The sequence below is a fragment of the Rhodovarius crocodyli genome (assembly GCF_004005855.1).
Classification (GTDB): Bacteria; Pseudomonadota; Alphaproteobacteria; order Acetobacterales; family Acetobacteraceae; genus Rhodovarius; species Rhodovarius crocodyli.
The window spans coordinates 203,268-225,451 of sequence record NZ_SACL01000002.1; the positions used below are offsets into that span (position 1 = coordinate 203,268).

Below are 22,184 nucleotides of genomic sequence, written 5' to 3' on the forward strand. Positions count from 1 at the left end.
TGGGCGGGGCGTCAGGCGTCGATGTACTTGATCGCGCAGCCATAGGGCGGTGTGGAGGCCCGCGCCGGGGCCCGCCCCTCGGAAACCGCGATCATCGCGTCCTTCGCCCAGGTCTCGGCGCGGGCCACATCCTCGACGCGGGTGGAGCGGATGCTGTCGATCGCGCCGTTGTAGCGGATGATGCCTTGCGCATCGATCACGATGATCTGGGGCGTCACGGTCGCGCCATAGGCCCGGGCGGCGACCGAGCGGTGGTCCAGCAGCACGAAGGCCGGGGCCGCCTGGCGGCTCGCAGTCAGTTCCCTGGCGCGGGCACCGGTGACATGGCCCTGCTCCCCTTCGGGCGAGGACGCCATGGAGATCCAGGTGATGCCCTTGGCCGCGGCCTCACGCTGCAGGTTCTGCATGTTGCTGCTGGTGTAGTGCTTGCGCACGAAGGGGCACTCGAAGTTTTCCCACTGGATCACGACCGTGCGGCCGCGCAGCGCGGAAAGGCTGCGCGCCGTGCCGTCCTGGTCGGGCAGGGTGAAGTCGGGGGCCTGGGTTCCGGGCGCCACGGTGGCATGCGCGGCAAAGGGAATGGCAGCAGCTGGCAAGGCAAGCCCAGCGGCCAGGGTGGTGCGACGTGACATCAGCATCTTCTGGTCTCCGGTTGTCGTGTCGTGTGTCTATGTCTGGGCGCCGACGAGCCGCAGCAGCATTCCCTCGGTCAAGATCTGCGGCAGCACCACGGGGGCGCCGCCGCCCGCGGGATAGAAGATATAGAGCGGCACCCCCTCGCGCCCATGCTCACGTAGCACGGATGTGATCGCGGGGTCGCCGCGCGTCCAGTCGCCGGTCAGGCGCGTCACGCCGCGGGCCTCGAAGGCCGCGAGCGTCGCGGTGGTGTCCAGCGCCACGCGCTCGTTCACCTTGCAGGAAATGCACCAGGCCGCCGTCAGGTTCACGAAGACGGGCTTGCCCTCGGCCCGCAGGGCGGCCACGCGGTCGGCCGACCAGGGCTCCCCATGCGCGGCGGCGGTGGCGGTGGGGGAAGGCGCGTCGGCCAGGCGGGGCAGCAGCGCGGCGGCCCCGGCCAACGCCAGCAGCGCCAGCCCCCGGCCGACCCAGCTGCCGCCCGCGCGCTGCGCGATACCCAGCGCCCAGGCGGCGAAGCCCACCAGCACGCCGCCCACCAGCACCGCCAGCACGCCTGTGGCACCCGACTGCTCCGCCAGCACCCAGGCCAGCCAGGCGGCCGCGCCGTACATCGGGAAGGCCAGCCCCTGTTTCAGGTATTCCATCCACATGCCCGGGCGCGGGAAGTGCTGCGCGATGCCCGGCAGCAGCCCGATCAATGCGTAGGGCAGGGCCATGCCCAGCCCCATGGCGGCGAAGACCGACAGCATGGCGACAGGCGGCATCGCCATGGCCGCGCCCAGCGCCGCCGCCATGAAGGGCGCGGTGCACGGGGTGGCGACCAGCACGGCCAGCGCGCCGGTGAAGAAGCTGCCGGCATGCCCGCCCTTGCCGGCCAGCCCCTGGCCGGCCGAGACCGGCCCGCCCACATGGAACACGCCCGACAGGTTGAGGCCCACGGCCAGCATCAGCCAGGCCATGCAGGCCACGAAGACCGGCGAGGTGAACTGGAAGCCCCAGCCCGCCACGCCGCCGGCCAGCCGCAACCCGAGCAGCGCCCCGCCGACCGCCACGAAGCTGAGCACCACCCCCGCCGTATAGCTGGCGGCATGGGCGCGGATCTCACCGCGCGCGGCACCCGACATGCGGGCCAGGCCCAGTGCCTTCATGGCCAGGATGGGAAACACGCAGGGCATCAGGTTCAGGATCAGCCCGCCCAGCGCCGCGAACAGCACGGCCTGCCACAGCGGCAGCCCGGCGGCGGCCGAAGGCACGGGCCCCGGCGTGGCCGAGACCAGATAGGCCCCGCGCACCCCCTGCGCGTCGGTGATGGTCACGATGCCGTCCACCCGGGCCGGCACATCGCCCAGACCCCGCGTCAGGGAAAGCCGCAACGCGCCATCGCGCAGCGACATCTCCTGCGGGGCGGGGTTGTCGATCAGCTGCTCGGTGGTGGGGAAGAAGGCGGCCTCCCGCACGGCGCCCGGGGCGATGCCGGGGCCCGCGATCTCGATGGCGCCGCCGCGCCCCTCGAAGCCCAGCCGCACCTGGAAGGGGGCCTCGCGCGGCAGGGCGGCATCGGCGGCGGCGAAGCGGCTGGCGGTCTCGGGCTCGGGGCGGGGGGCGGCCTCGACCGGAAGGGTCAGGGTGAAGCTGCCTTCCTCGGGGATGCAGACGCGCTCGCACACCAGCCAGGTGGCCTCGGCCGAGATGGTGATGGTCTCGCCGGGGCGGGCATCAGGGGGCACGGTCAGCGTGACCGGGAACAGCGCCTGGCCCTCATAGCCGAAATTCATCAGCGGCCCGTAGGGGATGCGGTGCGGCGCGGGGAATTGCAGCGGGCCGGCGGAGGCACCCTCGGGCAGGGTGAAGGTCACCTCGGGCGGGCTGCCGGCGTCGCCCGGATTGGTCCAGTAGGTATGCCAGCCCGCCGTCAGGTCCTGCTGCAGCGCCAGGCGGAACGGCCGGCCGGGGGCCACCGCCGCGTCCTCGCTGATGATCGTGACACTGGCCCGGGGGGAGCTGACGCGCGGTGCCTCGGCCGCGCGGGCGGGCAGCGCGGCAGTCAGCGCGAGGGCAAGAAGCGGCAGGGCACGAAGCATGCGCCTTAATGTGCTGCCGCGCACCGGGATGACAAGCGCCAAAATCCGCGCCATAGCCCGGACATGAGCAGCAAGATGCAACCGGTGCGCGGCACGCGCGATCTCATTGGCGCGGATGCCCGCCGCCACCACCATGTGGCCGAGACCGCGCGCCATACCGCCGGGCTCTATGGCTTCGAGGAGTGGTTCACCCCCATCTTCGAGGATACGGGCGTGTTCGCGCGCGGCCTGGGCGACACCTCGGACGTCGTCTCGAAGGAGATGTACAGCTTCGAGGACCGCGGCGGCGACAGCATCACCCTGCGCCCCGAAGGCACCGCCGGCGTCTGCCGCGCCCTCGTCTCCAACGGCCTGACCCAGACCCTGCCGCAGAAGGTGTTCTACGCGGGCCCCATGTTCCGCTACGAACGCCCGCAGAAGGGCCGCTACCGCCAGTTCCACCAGATCGGCATCGAGGTGCTGGGCGCCGCCGAGCCGCTGGCCGATGCCGAGGTGATCGCCTGCGGCTGGCAGATCCTGAACCGGCTGGGCGTGGCCGACGGCGTGGTGCTGGAAATCAACACGCTGGGCGACGACGCCAGCCGCGATGCCTATCGCGCGGCCCTGGTCGAGCATTTCTCGGCCCAGGCCGACAAGCTCTCCCACGACAGCAAGCTGCGGCTGGAAAAGAACCCCCAGCGCATCCTGGACAGCAAGGACGAAGGCGACCGCGCGATCGTGGCCACCGCGCCCACCATCGACGCCTACCTCACGCCCGAAGCCGCCGCCTTCTTCGAGGCGGTGCAGAAGTACCTGACCCAGTTCGGCGTGCCCTTCCGCCGCAACCCGCGCATCGTGCGCGGCCTGGACTACTACAGCCACACCGCCTTCGAGTTCGTGACCGACCGCCTGGGCGCCCAGGGCACCGTGATGGGCGGCGGGCGCTACAACGGCCTGGTCGAGGAAATGGGCGGCCCCGCCACCCCCTCGGTCGGCTGGGCGGCCGGCATGGAACGGCTGTCCCTGCTGATGGAAGTGGTGGGCAACAACCCGCAGCCGCCGCGCCCCGTGGCCGTCATCCCGCAGGGCGACGCCGCCGAAACCCCGGCCCTGGCCCTGATCCAGAAGCTGCGCCAGGCGGGCATCACCGCCGAGATCGGCTATCGCGGCAACCTCAAGCGCCGGATGGAACGCGCCAACCGCCAGAACGCGCGCGCCGCCCTGTTCGTGGACGAAGCCGGCGCCATCCAGCTGAAAGACCTGGACAGCGGCGAACAGCGCGCCGTCAGCGAAGACGCGGCGGTGGCTGCGCTCGGGGGGTGAGGGCGTGCTCCGGGGGCCTTGCCCCCGGTCCCCCGCGCAGGGGCTCTGCCCCTGCACCCCGCCAAAGGCCGAAAGGCCTTTGGAAACCGGGAGCTGAAAGTTTGGGGAAGGGGCGCCGAGCGCGCTACGGCCCCATGCGTGTTCTGAGCCCCTTCCCCACACTTTCAGATAACTCATGGGTTCCAAGGGTCGTTACGACCCTTGGCGGGTGTCCAGAGGGCGGAGCCCTTTGGTGGGGCCCGGGGCAAAGCCCCGGCGCGCGCCCTCAGAACTCCGTGCTCAGCCCTGCCAGCACGGCGCGGCGCAGGCCGTATTGCGGCGCGCCCACGCCGATGCCGGTGCCGTCGCGCAGCATGTAGCGTCGGTCGAACAGGTTGATCACGTCCAGCCGTGCCACCCATTGCCCGGCGCGCGGCAGGGTGAAGCGGTGGCTGACGCCCAGGTTGACCGTGACATAGGGCGTGACGGACTGGCTGTTCGCGAAGCCCCGCCGCATGCCGCTGCCGTAGAGCAGGCTGGCGTTCACGGTGCCGCCTTCCCAGCCTTGCCAGCTGGCGCCGGCGGAGCCGGTGATGAGCTGGTCGTGGTCGGTGCGGACGTATTTGCTCGCGACCTGGGCCTGTTCGGCGGCGCTCCAGACATATTGGCTGGAGATCAGCCCGCGCCCTTCGGAGCGGGAGATGGCGAGGCTGGCCTGGGCCGAGAGGGAGCCGCGCCGCCAGCCGGCCGAGAACTCCACGCCATGCGCCCGGCCGCGCTGGTAGTTGTAGGGGCTGAACACGAGCGCCCGGCCGAACTGGCCCAGGTCCTGCATGTCCCGCACGGTGCGGTGATACAGCTCCACGCCCAGCGTCACTTCCTCATTCAGGCGGTGGCGGATGCCCAGGTTGATGTAGTGCGCGCGTTCGGGCCGCACCGGGTCGTTGCGGAACACCTCCGGCTGCAGGGTGCTGCCGGCGTAGCGCGCGAGGGCGGGCAGGGCGAGCAGCTCGGCGGGGGCGGGGGTGAAAGTGCGGGCGTAGCCGAGGGAGACGCTGGTCTTTTCCGTCGCCTGCCACACCAGGGAGGCCCGGGGCGACAGCTGGCTGGCCGTCACCTGCTGGTCCATGTGGTCGAAGCGCGCGCCCAGGTTCAGCGTCAGATCGGGCGTCAGGCGCCACTCGTCGAGCGCATAGAGGCCGAACAGGCGTGAGGCGATGCGCCCGCGCTCGCTGATCGTATAGGGGGTGTCGGGGCCGCTCAGGGGCAGCACGGTGTTGTCGCTGGCGTTGCGGGTGATGTCGTGGCTGGCGGTGAAGCCGGCGCGCAGGGTGTGCGCCTCGTTCAGCCGCCAGGTCACGTCGCCCTGGGCGCCGATCGACAGGTTCTGCCGCAGTACGCGTGAGGCGACGCCGCCGCCCAGCAGCTCTCCCTGCACATCCGGCAGGTAGTTGAGCGAGGTCTGGCGCAGGTTCAGCGCCAGCACCGCCTCCCAGGGGCCGCTTTCATAGCGCGCGCCGGCGATGGCGAAATGGCTGCGGTTCCATTGGCGGGATCGCAGGGCCCCGCTGTCGAACATGGTGTTGCCCAGCACGGAATAGGCGGCGGGCTGGCCCGCGATGTTCGGGATCTGGAAGCGCTGTTGCACCGTGCCCGCGATCAGGATGGCGCGGGTGGTGTCGGTGACGGGATAGGAAAGCTGCACCACCCCGCGGCCCTGCCGGGTCTCGTTATGCAGGGAGGACGCGCTGCCGGTCGGGTTTTCCAGCCCCCGGTCGCTGAACAGCAGGTTGCCGCTCATGAAATAGCGCAGGCCGCCGGCGGCGCCGCCGTAGCTGGCGCCGGGCTGGATCAACCCGTTGGACCCGCCGGAGATGCCGATGCTGCCGCCCGGGTCGGTCAGTCCGTCGCGCAGCCGGATATCCACCACGGCGGCCGTGCGCTGGCCGTATTGCGCGGGCAGGGCGCCCGTGACGAGAGAGACGGAGGAGACCGAGCGCCCTTCCAGCAGCGCGCCGAAGCCGCTGATGCCCTCGGGGATGGCGATGCCCTCGATGCGGTACTGCAGGTTGCGGTGGTCGCCGCGCACATGCAGGTCGCCCGCTGCCTCCTGCACCACGCCTGGCGCGAAGAGCAGCACCTGGTTCAGTGTCGCGGCCTCACCCTGGGGCAGGGCCTGGATTTCCTCACGCCCGAAGCGCGTGACGGAGGCGCCCGAGCCCGGGTCCTGCCCGGTGCGGCTGGCGGCGGCGCGGGCGGTTTCCACCACCAGCTCCGGCAGTTCTGCGAAGCTTGCGGCCTCCTGCGCCAGGGCGGGCATGGGCAGCGCCAGCACCAACATCTGAACAGGCCTACATATGTATAGGTTCAATGCCCGCACAGCTTTACACCTCTTCAGATAATTGTTTGTTTTCAATGGTTTATTCGAAAGGCTCGGCTGCGATCCGTCAAGCGGGCAAATCGCGCTTGGCCGCGCGCGGGCGCGGGTGCCATGCTCGCGGCCAAGAAGAACGACACGAGGAAGCGGCGCTTGTCCGAGAACCTGTTCGACCATGTGATCTGCGGGGGCGGCTCCGCGGGCTCGGTACTGGCCGCGCGCCTGTCGGAGGACCCGGGGCGCCGTGTCTGCCTGGTCGAGGCCGGGCCCGACACGCCGCCGGATGCCGTGCCGGCCGATATCCGGCTGAGCTACCATGGCCACGCCGTCTACAACCCGGATTTCCTGTGGCGCGGGCTGAAGGTCACGCTGCCGCACCGCCCGCACAACCAGCCCGGTGAGGGCCCGAAGCCCCGCAGCTATGAGCAGGCGCGGGTGATGGGCGGGGGCAGCTCCATCAACGGCCAGCTCGGCAACCGGGGCGTGCCCAGCGATTACGACGACTGGGCACGCGAGGGTGCGGCGGGCTGGAGCTGGGAGGAGGTGCTGCCCTTCTTCCGCCGGCTGGAGACGGACCTCGATTTCGGGGAGACGCCGCTGCATGGCGGCCAGGGCCCCATCCCGGTGCGGCGCATCCCGCGCGATAGCTGGCCCGGCTACAGCCGCGCGGCGGCCGCGGCGTGGGAGGCCTCGGGCCTGCCCTACCTGCCGGACCAGAACGGGGACTTCCGCGACGGCTGGTTCGCGCTGACCACGGCCAATGCGGCGGCCGACCACCGCGTCTCGGCCGCCATGGGCTATCTGACCGAGGCGGTGCGCGCGCGGCCCAACCTGACCATCCTGGCGCGGCACCAGGCGCTGGGGCTGGATTTCAATGAGGCGGGCAGGGCGGTGGCGGTGCGTCTGCGCGCCCCCGATGGTGCCGAGCGCCGGCTGGAGGCGCGGCGCGACATCATCCTGTCCATGGGGGCCATCCGCTCACCCGCCTTCCTGCAGAGCCAGGGCATCGGCGACCCCGCGGATTTCGCGCCGCACGGCATCGCCACGCGCAACCACCGCGCCGGCGTGGGCCGCAACCTGCAGGAGCACCCGACCATGGGCATGGCCGCCCTGCTGCCGGCCGAAAGCCGGATGCCGGGCGCGCTGACCCAGCGCAACATCCACGCGGGGGTGCGCTGGTCCTCCGGCCTGCCGGGCATCGCGGGGGGCGACATGTTCGCGCTGGCGATCGCGCGCCCCTCCTGGCACGCCGTCGGCGCCCGGCTGGGGGCCATCCAGGCCTGGGTCAACCGCAGCTACAGCCAGGGCAGCGTGCGCATCCGCTCGGCCGACGCGACCGAGCATCCGGAGGTGAACCTCAACCTGCTGTCGGATGCGCGCGATGCCGAGCGGCTGATGGACGCGCTGCGCCGCATCGCGCTGTGGCACGCGCTGCCCAGCCTGCGCGGGGCCATCCGCTATGCCTTTCCGGCCGTCTATAACGAGGCCGTGCGCAAGGTGGCCGTGCGGGGGCTGAAGAACGACATCATGACGCGCCTGCTGGCGCCCATCCTGGAACTGCCCGGGCCCATCCACCGTGCGGCCGTGCATGCCTTCATCACGGAAGGGCCGCCCATCGGCCAGTTGCTGGGCGACGACGATCGGTTGGAAGCCTTTGTTCGCGCCAATGCCACCGGGCAATGGCATGTCAGCTGCACCTGCCGCATGGGCCGCGAGGACGACCCGATGGCCGTGACCGACAGCGCCGGGCGCGTGCACGGCACGCCGGGGCTGCGCGTGTGCGATGCCTCGGTGTTTCCCTTTGTGCCGAGCGCCAACACGAATTTTCCCACGCTGATGACGGCGGAGAAGATGGCGGCGGGGATACGGGCGGAGGGGTAGAAGTCAGGGGCTTTGCCCCCGACACCCCGACCAAGGCGCTCTGCCCCTTGGAGCCCCGCCAGGAGATAATATCTCCTGGACCTGATCATAGCTTGGCGCCTTACCTGCGCAGGTCGGGCGCCATTTTCATTATCAATATCAACAAGAAAAACCTTGGTAGGGTGCGGTGCCAAACTCCTCGCGGTCCAGGGCCGCTACGGTCCTGGCGGGGATGCAAGGGGCAGGGCCCCTTGCTGGGGCCCGGGGCAAGGCCCCGCCTTAAGACAGTCGAAGCCCGAGACGCTGAATCAGCGCCCGTTCCTCATCCATCGTCCGCCGCACGAAGCTCGTATATTCGTCCGTGTTCATCGGCATCGGCGCCATGTCGTAGCGGTCCAGGATCTCGATATGCCTGGGGTCCATGGTCGCCGCGCGGAAGGCCTGGTCCAGCGTGCGCACCACGGCCGGGTCCATGCCCTTCGGCCCCGCGAGCCCATAGGGGCTGGCCGAGACCACGTCGATGCCGCTTTCCTTCAGGGTGGGCGTGTTGGGGAAGCGCTTGGCGCGCTCCGCGCCCCAGGTGGCCAGCAGCTTCATCTGCCCGTCCATCACCGCCGGCGCCCAGCCGGAGCTGTCGGCCACGATGTCGATCTGCCGCCCCAGCAGCGCCTGCGCATTCTCGGCATAGCCACGGAAGGGCACATGCACCCATTCGATGCCGGCGCGCTGGGCGATCAGCTCCATCGTCAGGTGCAGGGAACTGCCGACGCCCGGCGTGCCATAGGTCAGCTTGCCCGGATTGGCGCGTGCATAGGCCACCAGATCCTGCATGCTGTTCCAGGGCGCATCGGGGCGCACCACCGTGCCGAACAGATAGCCGGAGATGTGGGAGATGTAGGTGAAATCCGTCAGCGGGTCGAACAGCGCGCGGCTGTTCAGCAGGGGCTGGCGGAACACGCTGATGGGGATCTGGCTGATCGTGTAGCCGTCGGGCCGGGCCGAGAGCAGCGCCTGCGCACCCAGCACGCCGCCCGCACCCGCGCGGTTCTCCACCACCACCGGCTGGCCGATGCGGCGGGAAACCTGGTCGGCCAACGCGCGCATCTGCACATCCGTGGTGCCGCCCGCGCCCCAGGGGCAGATCAGCCGGATGGGGGCGTTGGGAAAGCCCGACTGGGCGAAAGCGGGAGCGGCAAGCCCCAGGGGCAGCGCGGCCAGGGCACGGCGCGTTACGTTCATGGACATCCTCGGCGGGTTTTTCTGACTTTACATATCTGGGCAGACCCCGCCGGGGTCAATGCGTCGCATTGCGACAAAATGTCGGGGGCAGGCAGCCCCCGACGGCGTCACGCAACCCCGATCTCGCCGCGCTCGATGATGAAGCTCTGCTCCACCAGCGGGATCAGCAATTCCGGGTTGCTCTCGCTGATCAGGATCGCGACATCGGGCAGCGCGTCCTTCAGCCGCTTCAGCGCGTCGGCGTAGCGCAGCGCCAGGGCCGGGGCCAGGCCCTGGAAGGGCTCGTCCAGCAGCACGGCGCGGGTGCCCACCATCAGCGCGCGGCCGAGGGCCACCATCTTGCCCTGGCCGCCCGACAGCCCCGCCGCCTTGCGCGGCGCCAGCGTCTTCAGCTCCGGCAGCAGGGTATAGACCTGCTCCAGCCGGCGGTTGATCTCGGCGCGCGGCAGCTTCAGCACCTCGGCCGGCAGCAGCATGTTGGCTTCCACCGTGAAGCTGCCGAACAGGCGCCGTTCCTCGGGCGCATAGCCGATGCCGAGGCGCGCGCGATGGTGCGCGGGGATGGCGGTCGCGTCCTGCCCGTCCAGAAGCACACGCCCGGCATCGGGCTCCAGCAGCCCCATCAGGGTGCGGAAGGTCGTGGTCTTGCCCGCGCCGTTGCGCCCGATCAGGGCCACGCGACCGCCGGCGGGCACGGCCAGCTGCACCGCGCGCAGCACCGGCGCGCCGGCGATGGAAACCGAAACACCCTCAAGCCGCAGCATGGCTTCCTCCGGTCTCGATGCCGATGACCTCACGCCGCACGTCGGGGTCGTTCAGGATGTGGTCCGGCGTGCCGAGGGCGGCGATGCGCCCCTGGCTCCAGACCGCCACGCGGTCCGCGAAGCGTCCCACCACCTCCATGTCATGCTCGACGAACACGGCGGTGACGCGGGCATCACGCAGCACCGTGGCCAGGCGCTCCACGATCGCCATCTTCTCCGATGCCGCGACGCCGCTGGTGGGCTCGTCCATCAGCAGCAGGCGGGGCTTGAGGGCCACGGCCATGGCGATGTCGGCCAGCTTGCGCGCGCCCTCGTTCAGCGCGTCGGCGCGGGTATGGGCGATGCCGGTCAGGCCGAAGCGTTCCAGCAGCTCCATCGCTTCCTCCCGCCAGCGCGGGCGCAGCAGGGGCGTCAGCGCGGAGAAGAACCCCTCGCGCGAGGCCACGGCCAGCGCCGCGTTTTCCAGCACCGTGTGCTCGGTGAACAATTGCGGCAGCTGGAAGCTGCGCCCCACCCCCTTGCGCACGATGGCGCGCGGCGACAGGCCGAGGATGCGCTCACCCGCGAAGGAGATCTCCCCGCCTTGGGGCTTCAGGTAGCCGGTGGACATGTTGATGAAGGTGGTCTTGCCGGCGCCGTTGGGCCCGATGATGGCGAGGAACTCGCCCTCCATCACGTCCAGGTCGATGCCGTCCGCGGCCTTCACGCCGCCGAAGGCCAGCCGTAGCCCCTTCGCTGAGAGCAGAACCCCGCTCATGCGCGCCTCCCTGTCAGCTTCAGGACAAGCCCCCACAGCCCGCCGCGCGCGAACATGATGACGAGCAGCAGCGTGGTGCCCAGGATGAGCTGCCAGGCATCGGCGAAGCTGGCGGCGGCATAGACGCGCACCAGCTCGAAGGCGATGGCGCCCAGGAACGGCCCGATCACCCCGCCGGCACCGCCCAGGATGGCGATGAACACCAGCTCACCCGAAGCGGTCCAGTAGCCCAGGTGCGGCGTGACGTGGCGGGACGTCATGGCGATGATCGCACCGGCCATGCCTGCCATCAGCGCGGAAATCACATAGGCCGAGAGCAGCACCAGCCGCGCCGAGACGCCCATGAATTCCAGCCGCGCCTCGCGCGTCTTGATGGCCGACAGGCCCTGGCCCATGGGCGAGGCGAGGTAGATGCGCGCGAACACTGCGCACGCCACCGCCAGCACCAGCGCCGTGACCAGCACCGCCCATTCATAGGCATGGCGTTCCAGCGCCATCCCGAAAAAGCGGGGCAGGGAGACGCGGATGCCGTCCGTGCCGTGGGTGATGGTGTAGAGCTTCTCCAGCAGCGAATAGAACACCATGGACAGCGCCAGGTTCAGCATGCCGAAGAAGATCTCCCGGTAGCGCACGACGAAGGCGCCGACGACGAGGCCCAGCGCCATGGCGGCCAGCGCCCCGAGGGGAAGCAGCAGCGCCACATCGTTCAGCACCGGCGCCAGGAAGGCGACCGTATAGGCCGAGAAGGCCACGAACAGCGCATGGCCGAAACTGACCTGCCCCGCGCGCAGCAGCAGCAGGATGCCCAGCACCGCGATGCCCTTGGCGGTCGCGATGGTCAGGATGAAGATCAGCCAGGGCGAGACGGCGGCAGCGGCCAGCACGGCTGCGACCAGCAGCGCCGCGAGAACGGCTTCGTGTTTGGCGATCATATCCGGCGCGTCTCCACCACCCCGAACAGCCCGTTGGGCCGCACCAGCAGCACGCCCACCATGATGATGTAGGGCACCAGCACCTCGGCCTCGGGCAGGAAATAGACGGCGATGGACCGGCCGAGCCCGATCATCAGGGCGGCGATGGCGGCGCCCTCGATCTGGCCGAGGCCCGCGGTCGCCACCACGGCGAAGGACAGCACCATGGTGCCCGCGCCCACGCCCGGCACCAGCGCGGCCGTGGGAGAGGACAGCGCCCCACCCAGGGCCGCCAGCGCCGCGCCGAAGGTGAAGGTCAGCAGGAACACCTTCTTGGCGTCGATGCCCATCGCGGTCGCGGCCTCGCGGTCGGTCGTGACCGCCACGATGACGCGGCCCGTCAGGGTGCGGCGCAGGAACCAGGCCAACCCCACCAGCGTGAACAGCGCCACACCGGGCAGGACATAGAGCTGGTAGGCGGTGAAGGGGATGCTGTCGTGCCCGAAGGGCACATCCACCGTGCCCAGCAGCCGCATCGCGGCGTCATGGTGCACGGGCTGCACGCCCCAGATCAGCTTCTGCACGTCCTCCAGGATCATGAACAAGGCGAAGGTGACCAGAAGCTGCAGCACCGGTTCCTCGGCGTAGATGCGCCGCAGGATGAAGCGTTCGATCAGCGGGCCGGCGATGCCGCCGACGACGACCGCCGCCAGCACCAGCACCGGCAGGGCCAGCCATTCCGGCAGGCCCCGCGCCATCACGAACGCCCCGATCGAGGCGGCCGTATAGCCGCCGATCGCGAAGAAGCTGCCATGCGCCACGTTCAGGATGCGCAGCACGCCGAACACCAGGTTCAGCCCCACCGCCACCATGAACACCAATGCCGCGTAGGCGAGCCCGTCCAGCAGGGCGAGCCCGAGCAGCAGCCCGTTATCGGCGAACCAATCGGCCATGAAGCGACCTCAGCCCGGCACGCGGTTCAGGTAGTCGGGCGTCAGCGTCTTCAGCCAGTCCACGCTCTTCTGGCCCACGGGCGGGTAGAGCAGTTCAGGCGGATACACGACCATGTCGTTCATGATGGGGAACGGATAGTCGGGGCTGCGCACGGTGGTGCCGATCAGCTGCGCCTCCAGCCCCTGGCCGTCCTCGCGGATCTTCATGCGGCTGGTCAGCGTGTCGTATTCCAGGCCCCGGAAGGCGGCGGCCAGCTGCGCGTCGGAAGGCCAGGCGCCGCCGGCGGCCGGAATGGCCTTGGCATAGGCGGCCTGCATGGCGCTGACGGCCTGATACATGTGGTGCGTGCAGTAGATCGGCCAGGCATTGAAGCGGCGGCGGTAGTTCTCGGTGAAGGCGCGCAGCTTCGCGGGGTCAGCCGGGTTCGGGTGCAGGTGCCAATGGTCGCCGCGCGCGCCGATGAAGTGGCCGGGGGGCAGGGCATTGCCCACGCGCTCCAGCGAGGATTCGGCCAGCGGCATCACCAGCGTCGAGCGCTCGAACAGGCGGCGCTCCGAAGCCTGCTTGATGAAGGTATCCAGCTCCCCACCCCAGGAGGTGGTGAAGATCACTTCCGGGCGCAGGGCCAGCAGGCGGGTGATCTCGGTGCTGAAATCGGTGGAGTTGAAGCGCGGGAACAGCTCCGCCACCACGCGCACGCCGGGCTTCAGCGCGTCCATGCCGGTCTTCCACAGCTCCCAGCTGTCGCGGCCCCAGGCGTAGTCCTGGTTGATGACCGCGAGCGTGCGCAGGTTGGGCTTGCGCTTCAGCGTGTAGAGCAGCGGGGCCAGAACCTCGGGCGTGCCGTTGGCCTGGGTGCGGAAGGCGTATTCGTAGCGGCGGTCCTCGAAGATGCGCTGCGTGCCGCAATCCCACAGCAGAACGGTCTTCTTCAGTTCTTCCGCGACCGGGGTGCAGGCGAGGCACGAACCCGAGGAGATGGAGGAGAACAGGATGTCCACGCGCTCGTTCTGCACGAGGCGGCGGATCTCACCCAGCGTGTGCTCCACGCCCGGGCCTTCGTCGACGAAGATGGGGCGGACGGGAACGCCGCCGATGCCGCCGGCGCGGTTGATCTCGTCGAACAGCATCTCGGCCGCCTGGCGGCCGGGCACGCCGAACACGCTGGCCGGCCCCGAGAGGATGGTCACGATGCCGACCTTGATCTCGGCCGGCTTGTTCGCGGGCTGCGCGTGAGAGAGCGAGGCAGGCATCAGCATGCCGCCAAAGCCCGTTGCCAGCAGCGCATCGCGCCGCGACAGGGTGTTGTGCATCAGGACGTTCCCTTAAGGGTTTATCCGCCGACTATGCACAAACCCCGCCGAGGCGGTCCAGCCCTCACATGACCAGCTCCGCCTTCACGATACGGGCATGGCGGCTGCCCGCGATCTCGGCGAAGCGGCGGTCATGGGTGACGATGATGCCGCTGACGTCATGGGCCAGCAGCTCCGCCTCCAGCGCCTCGCGGCCCGGGATGTCCAGGTGGTTGGTGGGTTCGTCCAGCAGCACGAAATTGGGCTCGGTCAGGCGGAAGGCGAGCATGGCCAGCCGCGCCCGCTGGCCGGGCGAGAGCTGCGCGACCGGCCGGTGCTGGCGGTCCGGCGGGATGCCAGCGCCGGCCAGCAGCGACAGCGTGCGCTGGTCCGCCTGCCCGAAGCGGGAGATGGCGGCGAAGGGCGTCTCGGCCGTGGCCGCCGCATGCTGGTCGAGGTGAAAGGGCAGCAGGGTGGCGCTGGGGCGGATGCCCGGCACGGCTTGCGTCAGCGCGCGCCGCACCAGCGCGAGCAGCGAGGACTTCCCGCTGCCGTTCGGCCCGCGCAGCACCAGCCTTTCTCCCTGGCGCAGCACAAGCCGGGGAATGCGCAAAAGCGGGCGCCCGTCGGGGGCCGTGACGGTGGTGTTCTCGATATCCAGCAGGATGCGGGCATGGGTCGTGCCGGCCGCCAGTTGCAGCCGCGCCGCGCGCGCCTTCGGGGCTTCGCGCAGGGTGGCTTCCAGGGCCTCTGCGCGTCGCCTGATCTGCGCGGATTTGTGCTGGGCGGCATCGCTGCGGCTGTTGATGCCGATGTTGCGCAGCTCGGCAGCGCTGCGGCGCAGGCGGGCGGCCTCGCGGCTGTCGCGCTCGAAGCGGTCGGCCTGGGCGGCGTCGTCGGCGGCCAGCAGCTCCCGCGCGCGGGAGAACGGGTGGTCGAACAGCGCGGACGCGCCCGGCCGCAGGAACAGCGTGCGGTTGGTGCAGGCATCCAGGAAGGCGCGGTCATGGCTCGCGATCACCATGGGCACGCCCAGGCCCCACAGCCAGTTCTCCAGCCAGGCGATGCGGTCCTCATCCAGGTGGTTGGTGGGCTCGTCCAGCAGCAGCAGGTCTGGCCCTGCCAGGGCGGCGCGCGCCAGCAGGGCCAGGCGCTGCCAGCCGCCCGACAGCGCGCCGAGCGCCGTGCCGCGCAGGGCAGGCGGGGTGTCGAGCTCGTCCAGCATGGCTTCCGCGCGCCAGGCCTCAGCGGCGCGGCGCTCGGCCGGGATGGCCCGCCGCAGGGCCTCGGCCAGCGACAGGCCCGGCAGATGGGGCGGCACCTCCTGCTCGACGAGCGCCACGCGCAGGCCGCGGGCGCGGGTGATGGTGCCGGCCTGCAGCTCCGCCTGGCCTGCCAAGCAGCGCAGCAGGGTGGATTTGCCGGCGCCGTTCGGGGCGACCAGCCCCAGCCGGTCATCAGCGGTGATGGAGAGGGTGAGGTTGCTGAACAGCGGCGCCGGCGACAGCGCGCCGGCGCCCTTCAGGGCGATGGAAACCATGATGCATGAACCCGGGTATTCGGCGCGCGCGCCGCATCCTTCAGAAAGGACGCCGTTCCATCGGTGAGGGATGGATCGTCGCCCTGCGAGAGCTATCGCAGGGCGGAAACGGGACCGCGCGGATGGCGCTGGTTGTAGTCGGACACGGCACCCTCCCGGGCTCAGGTTGAGGCATCAGGCTATGGAAACCCGCAGCCGGAAGCAAGCGGGATCGGCCGTGGCGCGGCTATTCCGCCGCTCGCGCCAGGCTCGGCATCTCACGCGCCGCCAGCACCGCCGCGATCGCGGCCGCGGCCGCGGCCTGGGCGGGTTCGATCACCGGCACGCCCGCCGCGTCCTCGGCGGCCGCGCGGTGCTTGGCCATGCCGGCGCAGCCCAGGATGATGGCCTTGGCGCCGTTGGCGGCCAGTTCCTTCGCGGTGGCGGCGATGCGCTCGCGCGGCGCCACCGGGTCGGTCAGCACCTCCATGCCCAGGTTCAGCGGGATCCAGGCGGCGACCCGGTTCTCCACCCCCAGGGATTGCAGCACCTTGGCATGGCGCTCGCGGGAGGCATCGGTGAAGCCGATCACGCCGAAATGCTCGGCGCGGTTCATCGCCGCCGTGATGGCGCTGCGCAGCATGCCGAAGACGGGCTTGGCGGTGGCCACGCGGGCCGCGTCATAGCCGGGGTCGGAGACGCAGCCGATGATGAAGGCGTCCGCCGCATGGCTTTCGACGATGCGGCAGATGGGCTCTGCCACGCTGAACCATTCGCGCCAGTTGGTGATCGCCGGCGGGCCTTCGGCGATGCGCATCACCTCCAGCTTCGGCAGGCCGGGGGCCGCGAAGCCCGCCACGGCCTCTCCGATGCCGTCGGTGCAGGAGACGGAGGAGTTCGGATTGATGATCAGGATGCGCTCGGACATGGCGGGCAGGGTGGGCCCAGGCGGCGCGCCGCGCAAGGCTGGGCTGCGCGCCGGGGCTTGCCGTAAGGGTGGATTTGCTGGACATCTGGGCGCAGAGGATGCACTGTTGCTGCAACGCACAAGACGCCGTGCGGGCAACGACATGATAACGCCAGATCGAAAAACAGGCCCGGGACACGCCGCGGGCCGCTCACCCGGGGCCTGATCCATGACCGAAACACCCGTTGCGGCGGCGCCGGAGCCTGTCCGCCCGGACCCCGTTCGTTGGGTGCCGCCCTCAGGTCAGGCGGGCGCCGAGCAGCCCCGGCCGCCGCTGATGCTGGCGATGCGGCGCGGCGTGATGAACCGCTGCCCGGTCTGCGGCGAGGGCCATGTCTTCCGTTCCTTCCTGAAGCTGGTGCCGGCCTGCGAGAGCTGCGGCACCCGGCTGGGCAAGCTGCGCCCCGATGACGCCGCGCCCTATTTCGTCATCCTGATCGCGGGCCATGTGCTGATGCCGCCCATCTTCTGGATCGACCGTGCCTATGAGCCGCCGGTGTGGCTGCACATGGTGGTGTGGCTGCCGCTGTTCGCGGTGCTGTGCACGCTGCTGCTGCGCCCGGTGAAGGGCGCCATCGTCGGGCTTCTGTGCCGGCTGGGCATCACCGGGAATACCGATGATCCCAACCTGTACGGCGACGCGCCGCGCTAGATCATGGTGGACCGACGCCTCATCCGCGTGGACATGCCGGAAATGGCCCCGCTGCCCAGCGCCTATGCCGAGGCGGACCGGCTGCAGGCCATGCGCGACCTGCTGGCCGACAACCAGTTCGCCCCCGCCGGCATGGGGGTGGGCCCCTATGGGCTGGAACTGACGCTGCGCGAGGGCCGGCTGGTCTTCGACATCCGCGATGCCGACCATCAGCCCCTGCGCGCCATCGTGCTGGCGCTGGGGCCGTTCCGGCGCCTCATCAAGGACTATCACATGGTGGTCGACAGCCATGAGATGGCCGTGACCCAGGGCATGGGCGAGGCCCGGATCCAGGCGATCGACATGGGCAGGCGCGGCCTGCACAACGAGGGCGCGGCCCTGCTGATGGAACGGCTGGATGGCCGCGTCGCGCTGGACCACGAGACGGCACGCCGCCTGTTCACCCTCATCTGCGCCCTGCATCAGCGGATCTGACGCCATGATCATCGGGCTCGGCAGCGACATCGTGGACATCCGCCGCATCGCCTCGGCGCTGGAGCGGCACGGGGACCGGTTCCTGGACCGCATCTTCACCGCCGAGGAGCGCCGCAAGGCCGAACGCCGGGCCGAGCGCATCCGGGTCGCGACCTATGCCAAGCGCTTCGCCGCGAAGGAGGCCGCGAGCAAGGCGCTGGGCACGGGCTTCCGGGCGGGCGTGTTTTGGCGGGACCTCGGGGTGGTCAACCTCTCGACCGGGGCGCCCACCCTGCGCATGACCGGCGGTGCCGCCCTGCGCCTGGCCGCCATCACGCCGCGCGGCATGGTGTCCCAGGTCAGCCTGACGATGACCGACGAATACCCCTATGCCCAGGCGATGGTGCTGATTTCGGCCATTCCGAGCCCCATTCCTTGACAGGCGCGGGGTCGGCGCGCTTCATCCGCCCGTTTTATACCTCCCTTTGCCGGACAGCACCCCGCCGATGAGCCATTCCATGACCAAGAAGAAGTCCGGCTGGGGCGAGAGCATCCGCACGGTGCTCTATGCCGGGCTTATCGCCATCGGCATCCGCAGCATCGCTTTCGAGCCCTTCAACATCCCCTCCGGCTCCATGATCCCGACGCTGCTGGTGGGGGATTACCTGTTCGTCTCGAAGTATTCCTACGGCTATTCGCGCCATTCCTTCCCGTTCAGCCCCAACCTGTTCTCGGGCCGCATCCTGGGCGCCATGCCCCAGCGCGGGGATGTCGCGGTGTTCAAGCTGCCGCGCGACACCAGCCAGGACTACATCAAGCGCATCATCGGCCTGCCCGGGGACCGCATCCAGGTCATCCGCGGCATCCTGCACGTGAACGGCGAGGCGGTGCGCCGCGAATCCATCGGCCCCTATGTGACCGAGGGCGACGGCCCGCGCATGACGGTGCGCCTGTACCGTGAAGTGCTGCCGGGCGGCCGCACGCATGAGATCATCGAGCAGACCGATGACGGCGTGCTGGACAACACCCCCGAATACATCGTGCCCGCCGGCCATGTCTTCGCCATGGGCGACAACCGCGACAACAGCCTGGACAGCCGCGTGCTGTCCGCCGTGGGCTTCGTGCCGATCGAGAACCTGGTCGGCCGCGCGGAATTCATCTTCTTCTCCGTCGATGGCTCCAGCCCCATCTGGCAGGTGTGGAACTGGCCCTTCGCCATCCGCTGGACCCGCCTGCTCAGCGCGGTGCGATGACCGCGCCGGGGCTGGAACAACGCCTCGGCCACAGCTTCGCGAAACCCGAGCTGCTGGCCCACGCGCTGACCCACCGGTCCAGCGCGGGCGGGGCCGGCAGCAACGAGCGCCTGGAATTCCTGGGCGACCGGGTGCTGGGGCTGTGCATCGCCGAATGGCTGTCCGAGCGGTACCCCACCGAAAGCGAGGGCGCGCTGAGCAAGCGCCTGTCCTCGCTCGTCTCGCGTGAGGCGCTGGCGCCCATCGCCGAGGCCATCGGCCTGCCCGCCGCGCTGAAGCTGCCGCGTGCCGAGCGCCGCAGCGGCGTCTCGGGCAGCCTGAACGTGCTGGCCGATGCGATGGAGGCGCTGCTGGGCGCCATCTACCTCGATGCCGGGCTGGATGCCGCGCGCGCCGTGATCCGCCGCGAATGGGCGACGGCCGTCGAGCGCGCCGCCGCCCCGCCGGTGCCGATGAAGACCCGGCTGCAGGAGCACACGCTGGGGCGTGGCGCCGGCCTGCCGGTTTATGAAACAGTCTCTGCCACCGGGCCCGCGCATGCCCCGGTCTTCGTGGTGCGGGTGCGCGCGATGGGAAGGGAGGCCGAGGGAATGGGCGATACGAAACGGGCGGCTGAATCGGCCGCCGCCGAAGCCTGGCTGGCCGCGCTGTGAGCGAGGAGGTTCAGGCCCCCCAGCGCTGCGCCATCATCGCGGTGATCGGCGCGCCGAATGCGGGCAAGTCCACGCTGGTCAACGCCGCGTCGGGCACCAAGGTCAGCATCGTCTCGCCCAAGCCGCAGACCACGCGCTTCCGCATCCGCGCCGTCATCATGCGCCCGCCGGCGCAGCTGGTGCTGACGGATACGCCGGGCATCTTCAACCCGCGCCGCCGGCTGGACCGTGCGATGGTCGCGGCCGCCTGGGGCGGGGCCACCGATTCCGACATGGCGCTGCTGGTGGTCGATGCCCGCGCCGGCATGACCGAGGCGCTGCAGGCCATCATCGCCAAGCTGAAGAAGGTGAAGCTGCCGATCTGGCTGGTGCTGAACAAGATCGACCTGATCCCCCGCGACCGGCTGCTGCCGCTGACGGCGGCGCTGACCGCCGAGCTGACCTTCGCCGAGACTTTCATGATCTCGGCCGAGAAGCGGGACGGCGTGGACAAGCTGCTGCAGGCCCTGGCCGATGCGGCGCCGGAAGGACCCTGGCTGTTCCCAGAGGACGACCTCTCGGACGTGCCGAACCGCATGCTGGCGGCCGAGGTGGTGCGCGAGCAGATCCTGCGCATGACGCATGAGGAAGTGCCGCACCACGCCCATGTCGAGACCGAATCCTGGACGGAGCGGCCCGATGGTTCCGCCCGGGTGGACTGCACCATCTACGTCAACCGCGCGAGCCAGAAGGCCATCGTGATCGGGGACGGCGGCAGCCGGATCAAGGAAATCGGCCGCCGCGCGCGGCAGGAGCTGGTGGGGCTGCTGGAACGGCCGATCCATCTGTTCCTGAACGTGAAGGAGAAATCCGGCTGGGATGAGAGCCGGATGCACATCCGTGCCCTGGGCCTGGAGGATGAGGGCTAAGGCCCGCGGGGCAAGCGCCCCTAGGCCGCGAATTCCTCTCGCAGCGCGTCCTCATCCAGCGTGACGGCGCCGTGTGGGTGGTGCAGCACCACCCACAGCAGCCGCCACGCCAGCGGCCGGCGGTCGGACCCGGTCCCGGCCGAGAACGGGTCCAGCACATGGGAGCCCCAGGTCGAGACGGTCTTGCTCAGCATGGCGCTGTTCGGGGGCAGCGGCAGCACCACCCGGAAATCCTGCCCCGGCACTACCTGCAGCGTGGCCAGAACCTCTCCGTTCAGCATGAAGTCGAGCGTCGCGTCGGCGGGCAGGTGCGATCCGTGGATGCCCGCGATCTCCACCCGGTCGGCATGGGCTTCGCCATGGATGACGAAGCTGCCGTTGGGGCCGAACCACATGTCGTCGCGATAGAAGCCGATCGCGGAATGAACGGTATGCCGCGCCTCGCCGGGCGCGGGTGGGGCCAGCAGCGGCATGAAGGCCGCGATCCGCGCGAAGGCCGGGTCGGTCATCAGGTCATGCAGTGACAGGCGCTTGGCCATGAAGCGCTGCCTTTCCTCCAGCAGCTGGGCCTCGATCTCCTCGGGCGAGGGCAGGGCGGGGGCGATGTCCTCCGCCGAATGGCTGTCCTCGAACATCTCCGCGCGGGAGAAGCCGAGCCGGGAGAACTCCTCGGGCGCGTAGTTCTGCCCCACCTCGCCGATGTTGCGGGCCAGCACGGCCCGGGTGCTGATCCGCACATAGCCCAGCGTGTTGAGGGTAATGTTCTTGGCCAGGTCCTGGTTGGTGGGCATCGGCGGCCAGCCCATGCCGGCATACCAGCGCGCGATGTCCAGCGTCGGGCGGTCGCGGTAGTCGACGGCATCCAGCAGCCGCGTATAGGCGCCCATGCGCTGCTCACGCTCGTGCCAGGCGTGGCGCATCAGCCCGAAGCCCCAATTGTGGTGCATGGGGCCCACGGCGCCGCGTTCCCGGAACTGGTCGGCCGCGGGCAGCGCGATGTCGTCGCCATAGGCACTGAACATCGCGATGCGCGGTTCCCGCAGCGCCAGCGCGTGCAGCCGCCGCATCACCGCCATGTAGCCGGGCGACAGCACCATATCGTCCTCGAAGAACAGCCCGCATTCGTAGCCGCCATCCTCGAACACCCAGCGTTCGGCACGGTGGATGTTGCGGGCGATGCCCAGGTTCTCGCCGGCGGTGCCCATCACGACGCCGTTGGGAAAAATGGCCTGGAACACGGCGACGGATTGCCGGATCAGCGCGGGGTCGGTCTTGTCGCAGCCGGAATGCCGGTTGAACACGCCGTCCTGGAACAGCAGTACCGGCCCGGCCATCCCGGCGGCCTGCCTGCTGTCGCGAAGGGTCAACAGCGTCGGTTCCAAGTAATGCGGGCGGTCGAAACTGATGATGCAGACCGGCAAATTATCGAACGCGTTCAAACCGATGTCTCCGGACCCAGGCGGCGCTTAGCCTTTATGTGCGCTTTCGTATCAATATAGGATTGATGGCAGCGCCGGCCAATTGCCAAGGTGGAGGAGAGCCCTCACTTCCCCTGCACCCCCCATCGGGGCTACATTTCCGGCCGGCTAAGCCGGATAGCCAGGCCAGACCGGATCGCTCCGGC

At 70.0% G+C, this 22,184-nt stretch carries 20 protein-coding genes; 8 read left to right on the forward strand and 12 right to left on the reverse strand.

From position 1 onward, the window contains the following. Positions 1 to 11: 11 nt before the first annotated feature. Together EOD42_RS06950 and EOD42_RS06955 are read right to left on the reverse strand one after the other, a co-directional pair. Entirely contained in the window at positions 12 to 632 is a 621-nt protein-coding gene (locus EOD42_RS06950; RefSeq protein ID WP_240655021.1) for a redoxin family protein, read from the reverse strand. Between the two features lie 36 nt (positions 633 to 668). Further along, on the reverse strand, positions 669 to 2,720 hold the full coding sequence (locus EOD42_RS06955; RefSeq protein ID WP_127786788.1) for a protein-disulfide reductase DsbD family protein: 2,052 nt from the start codon (positions 2,718 to 2,720) through the stop codon (positions 669 to 671). 63 nt (positions 2,721 to 2,783) lie between these two features. Between EOD42_RS06955 and hisS the strand changes: the two genes are divergently transcribed. Beyond that, a complete protein-coding gene (hisS, locus tag EOD42_RS06960; RefSeq protein WP_240655025.1) occupies positions 2,784 to 4,022 on the forward strand; it encodes a histidine--tRNA ligase in 1,239 nt (412 codons plus the stop codon). 265 nt (positions 4,023 to 4,287) lie between these two features. Here the strand turns inward: hisS and EOD42_RS06965 are convergent, their stop codons facing one another. After that, positions 4,288 to 6,342, reverse strand: a complete 2,055-nt coding sequence (locus tag EOD42_RS06965) for a TonB-dependent receptor (RefSeq protein WP_127786789.1) — start codon at positions 6,340 to 6,342, stop codon at positions 4,288 to 4,290. A 189-nt stretch (positions 6,343 to 6,531) separates the two neighbouring features. On the opposite strand from EOD42_RS06965, the gene EOD42_RS06970 reads away from it, so the two are divergent. After that, positions 6,532 to 8,259, forward strand: a complete 1,728-nt coding sequence (locus EOD42_RS06970) for a GMC family oxidoreductase (RefSeq protein ID WP_206020282.1) — start codon at positions 6,532 to 6,534, stop codon at positions 8,257 to 8,259. 258 nt (positions 8,260 to 8,517) lie between these two features. Here the strand turns inward: EOD42_RS06970 and EOD42_RS06975 are convergent, their stop codons facing one another. From EOD42_RS06975 to EOD42_RS07010, 8 genes are all read right to left on the reverse strand, one after another. Next, positions 8,518 to 9,477, reverse strand: coding sequence for a tripartite tricarboxylate transporter substrate binding protein (locus EOD42_RS06975; RefSeq protein ID WP_240655027.1), 960 nt, complete (start codon positions 9,475 to 9,477; stop codon positions 8,518 to 8,520). Positions 9,478 to 9,584: 107 nt separating this feature from the next. Then, positions 9,585 to 10,241 carry an ABC transporter ATP-binding protein gene (locus EOD42_RS06980; RefSeq protein WP_127786791.1) on the reverse strand — a complete coding sequence of 219 codons (657 nt, stop codon included), beginning with the start codon at positions 10,239 to 10,241 and terminating at the stop codon, positions 9,585 to 9,587. Further along, the gene (locus tag EOD42_RS06985) at positions 10,228 to 10,998 is read right to left on the reverse strand and encodes an ABC transporter ATP-binding protein (RefSeq protein WP_127786792.1); all 771 of its coding nucleotides are present in this window, start codon (positions 10,996 to 10,998) and stop codon (positions 10,228 to 10,230) included. The genes EOD42_RS06980 and EOD42_RS06985 overlap by 14 nt, the downstream gene beginning before the upstream one ends. Next, positions 10,995 to 11,930, reverse strand: a complete 936-nt coding sequence (locus EOD42_RS06990) for a branched-chain amino acid ABC transporter permease (RefSeq protein ID WP_127786793.1) — start codon at positions 11,928 to 11,930, stop codon at positions 10,995 to 10,997. The genes EOD42_RS06985 and EOD42_RS06990 overlap by 4 nt, the downstream gene beginning before the upstream one ends. Continuing rightward, complete coding sequence (locus tag EOD42_RS06995) at positions 11,927 to 12,862, reverse strand: branched-chain amino acid ABC transporter permease (protein WP_127786794.1); 936 nt, start codon at positions 12,860 to 12,862, stop codon at positions 11,927 to 11,929. Before EOD42_RS06995 ends, EOD42_RS06990 begins: the two co-directional genes overlap by 4 nt. Positions 12,863 to 12,871: 9 nt before the next feature. Then, a complete protein-coding gene (locus EOD42_RS07000) occupies positions 12,872 to 14,176 on the reverse strand; it encodes an ABC transporter substrate-binding protein (protein WP_127786795.1) in 1,305 nt (434 codons plus the stop codon). Positions 14,177 to 14,240: 64 nt separating this feature from the next. Further along, complete coding sequence (locus EOD42_RS07005; protein ID WP_127786796.1) at positions 14,241 to 15,695, reverse strand: ATP-binding cassette domain-containing protein; 1,455 nt, start codon at positions 15,693 to 15,695, stop codon at positions 14,241 to 14,243. Between the two features lie 226 nt (positions 15,696 to 15,921). After that, the gene (locus tag EOD42_RS07010) at positions 15,922 to 16,602 is read right to left on the reverse strand and encodes an aspartate/glutamate racemase family protein (RefSeq protein ID WP_127786797.1); all 681 of its coding nucleotides are present in this window, start codon (positions 16,600 to 16,602) and stop codon (positions 15,922 to 15,924) included. 208 nt (positions 16,603 to 16,810) lie between these two features. On the opposite strand from EOD42_RS07010, the gene EOD42_RS07015 reads away from it, so the two are divergent. From EOD42_RS07015 to era, 6 genes are all read left to right on the forward strand, one after another. Next, positions 16,811 to 17,293: a DUF983 domain-containing protein gene (locus EOD42_RS07015; RefSeq protein ID WP_127786798.1), complete on the forward strand. Its 483-nt coding sequence runs from the start codon at positions 16,811 to 16,813 to the stop codon at positions 17,291 to 17,293. A gap of 3 nt (positions 17,294 to 17,296) precedes the next feature. Further along, positions 17,297 to 17,767, forward strand: coding sequence for a UPF0262 family protein (locus tag EOD42_RS07020; RefSeq protein WP_127786799.1), 471 nt, complete (start codon positions 17,297 to 17,299; stop codon positions 17,765 to 17,767). Between the two features lie 4 nt (positions 17,768 to 17,771). Beyond that, entirely contained in the window at positions 17,772 to 18,185 is a 414-nt protein-coding gene (gene acpS / locus EOD42_RS07025; protein ID WP_127786800.1) for a holo-ACP synthase, read from the forward strand. A 79-nt stretch (positions 18,186 to 18,264) separates the two neighbouring features. Then, positions 18,265 to 18,999 carry a signal peptidase I gene (gene lepB / locus EOD42_RS07030; protein ID WP_127786801.1) on the forward strand — a complete coding sequence of 245 codons (735 nt, stop codon included), beginning with the start codon at positions 18,265 to 18,267 and terminating at the stop codon, positions 18,997 to 18,999. Then, positions 18,996 to 19,652 carry a ribonuclease III gene (rnc, locus tag EOD42_RS07035; protein ID WP_127787193.1) on the forward strand — a complete coding sequence of 219 codons (657 nt, stop codon included), beginning with the start codon at positions 18,996 to 18,998 and terminating at the stop codon, positions 19,650 to 19,652. Before lepB ends, rnc begins: the two co-directional genes overlap by 4 nt. Then, the gene (gene era, locus EOD42_RS07040) at positions 19,649 to 20,560 is read left to right on the forward strand and encodes a GTPase Era (RefSeq protein ID WP_127786802.1); all 912 of its coding nucleotides are present in this window, start codon (positions 19,649 to 19,651) and stop codon (positions 20,558 to 20,560) included. Before rnc ends, era begins: the two co-directional genes overlap by 4 nt. A gap of 20 nt (positions 20,561 to 20,580) precedes the next feature. Here the strand turns inward: era and EOD42_RS07045 are convergent, their stop codons facing one another. Continuing rightward, on the reverse strand, positions 20,581 to 21,927 hold the full coding sequence (locus EOD42_RS07045; RefSeq protein ID WP_127786803.1) for a hypothetical protein: 1,347 nt from the start codon (positions 21,925 to 21,927) through the stop codon (positions 20,581 to 20,583). Between the last annotated feature and the right edge of the window lie 257 nt (positions 21,928 to 22,184).

Excerpts from the sequence above, each read along its gene's own strand:
- EOD42_RS06950 (WP_240655021.1), bottom strand. The coding sequence starts at position 632 with ATGTCACGTCGCACCACCCTGGCCGCTGGGCTTGCCTTGCCAGCTGCT.
- EOD42_RS06955 (WP_127786788.1), bottom strand. The coding sequence starts at position 2,720 with ATGCTTCGTGCCCTGCCGCTTCTTGCCCTCGCGCTGACTGCCGCGCTG.
- hisS (WP_240655025.1), top strand. The coding sequence starts at position 2,784 with ATGAGCAGCAAGATGCAACCGGTGCGCGGCACGCGCGATCTCATTGGC.
- EOD42_RS06965 (WP_127786789.1), bottom strand. The coding sequence starts at position 6,342 with ATGTTGGTGCTGGCGCTGCCCATGCCCGCCCTGGCGCAGGAGGCCGCA.
- EOD42_RS06975 (WP_240655027.1), bottom strand. The coding sequence starts at position 9,477 with ATGAACGTAACGCGCCGTGCCCTGGCCGCGCTGCCCCTGGGGCTTGCC.
- EOD42_RS06980 (WP_127786791.1), bottom strand. The coding sequence starts at position 10,241 with ATGCTGCGGCTTGAGGGTGTTTCGGTTTCCATCGCCGGCGCGCCGGTG.
- EOD42_RS06985 (WP_127786792.1), bottom strand. The coding sequence starts at position 10,998 with ATGAGCGGGGTTCTGCTCTCAGCGAAGGGGCTACGGCTGGCCTTCGGC.
- EOD42_RS06990 (WP_127786793.1), bottom strand. The coding sequence starts at position 11,930 with ATGATCGCCAAACACGAAGCCGTTCTCGCGGCGCTGCTGGTCGCAGCC.
- EOD42_RS06995 (WP_127786794.1), bottom strand. The coding sequence starts at position 12,862 with ATGGCCGATTGGTTCGCCGATAACGGGCTGCTGCTCGGGCTCGCCCTG.
- EOD42_RS07000 (WP_127786795.1), bottom strand. The coding sequence starts at position 14,176 with ATGCACAACACCCTGTCGCGGCGCGATGCGCTGCTGGCAACGGGCTTT.
- EOD42_RS07005 (WP_127786796.1), bottom strand. The coding sequence starts at position 15,695 with ATGGTTTCCATCGCCCTGAAGGGCGCCGGCGCGCTGTCGCCGGCGCCG.
- EOD42_RS07010 (WP_127786797.1), bottom strand. The coding sequence starts at position 16,602 with ATGTCCGAGCGCATCCTGATCATCAATCCGAACTCCTCCGTCTCCTGC.
- EOD42_RS07015 (WP_127786798.1), top strand. The coding sequence starts at position 16,811 with ATGACCGAAACACCCGTTGCGGCGGCGCCGGAGCCTGTCCGCCCGGAC.
- EOD42_RS07020 (WP_127786799.1), top strand. The coding sequence starts at position 17,297 with ATGGTGGACCGACGCCTCATCCGCGTGGACATGCCGGAAATGGCCCCG.
- acpS (WP_127786800.1), top strand. The coding sequence starts at position 17,772 with ATGATCATCGGGCTCGGCAGCGACATCGTGGACATCCGCCGCATCGCC.
- lepB (WP_127786801.1), top strand. The coding sequence starts at position 18,265 with ATGACCAAGAAGAAGTCCGGCTGGGGCGAGAGCATCCGCACGGTGCTC.
- rnc (WP_127787193.1), top strand. The coding sequence starts at position 18,996 with ATGACCGCGCCGGGGCTGGAACAACGCCTCGGCCACAGCTTCGCGAAA.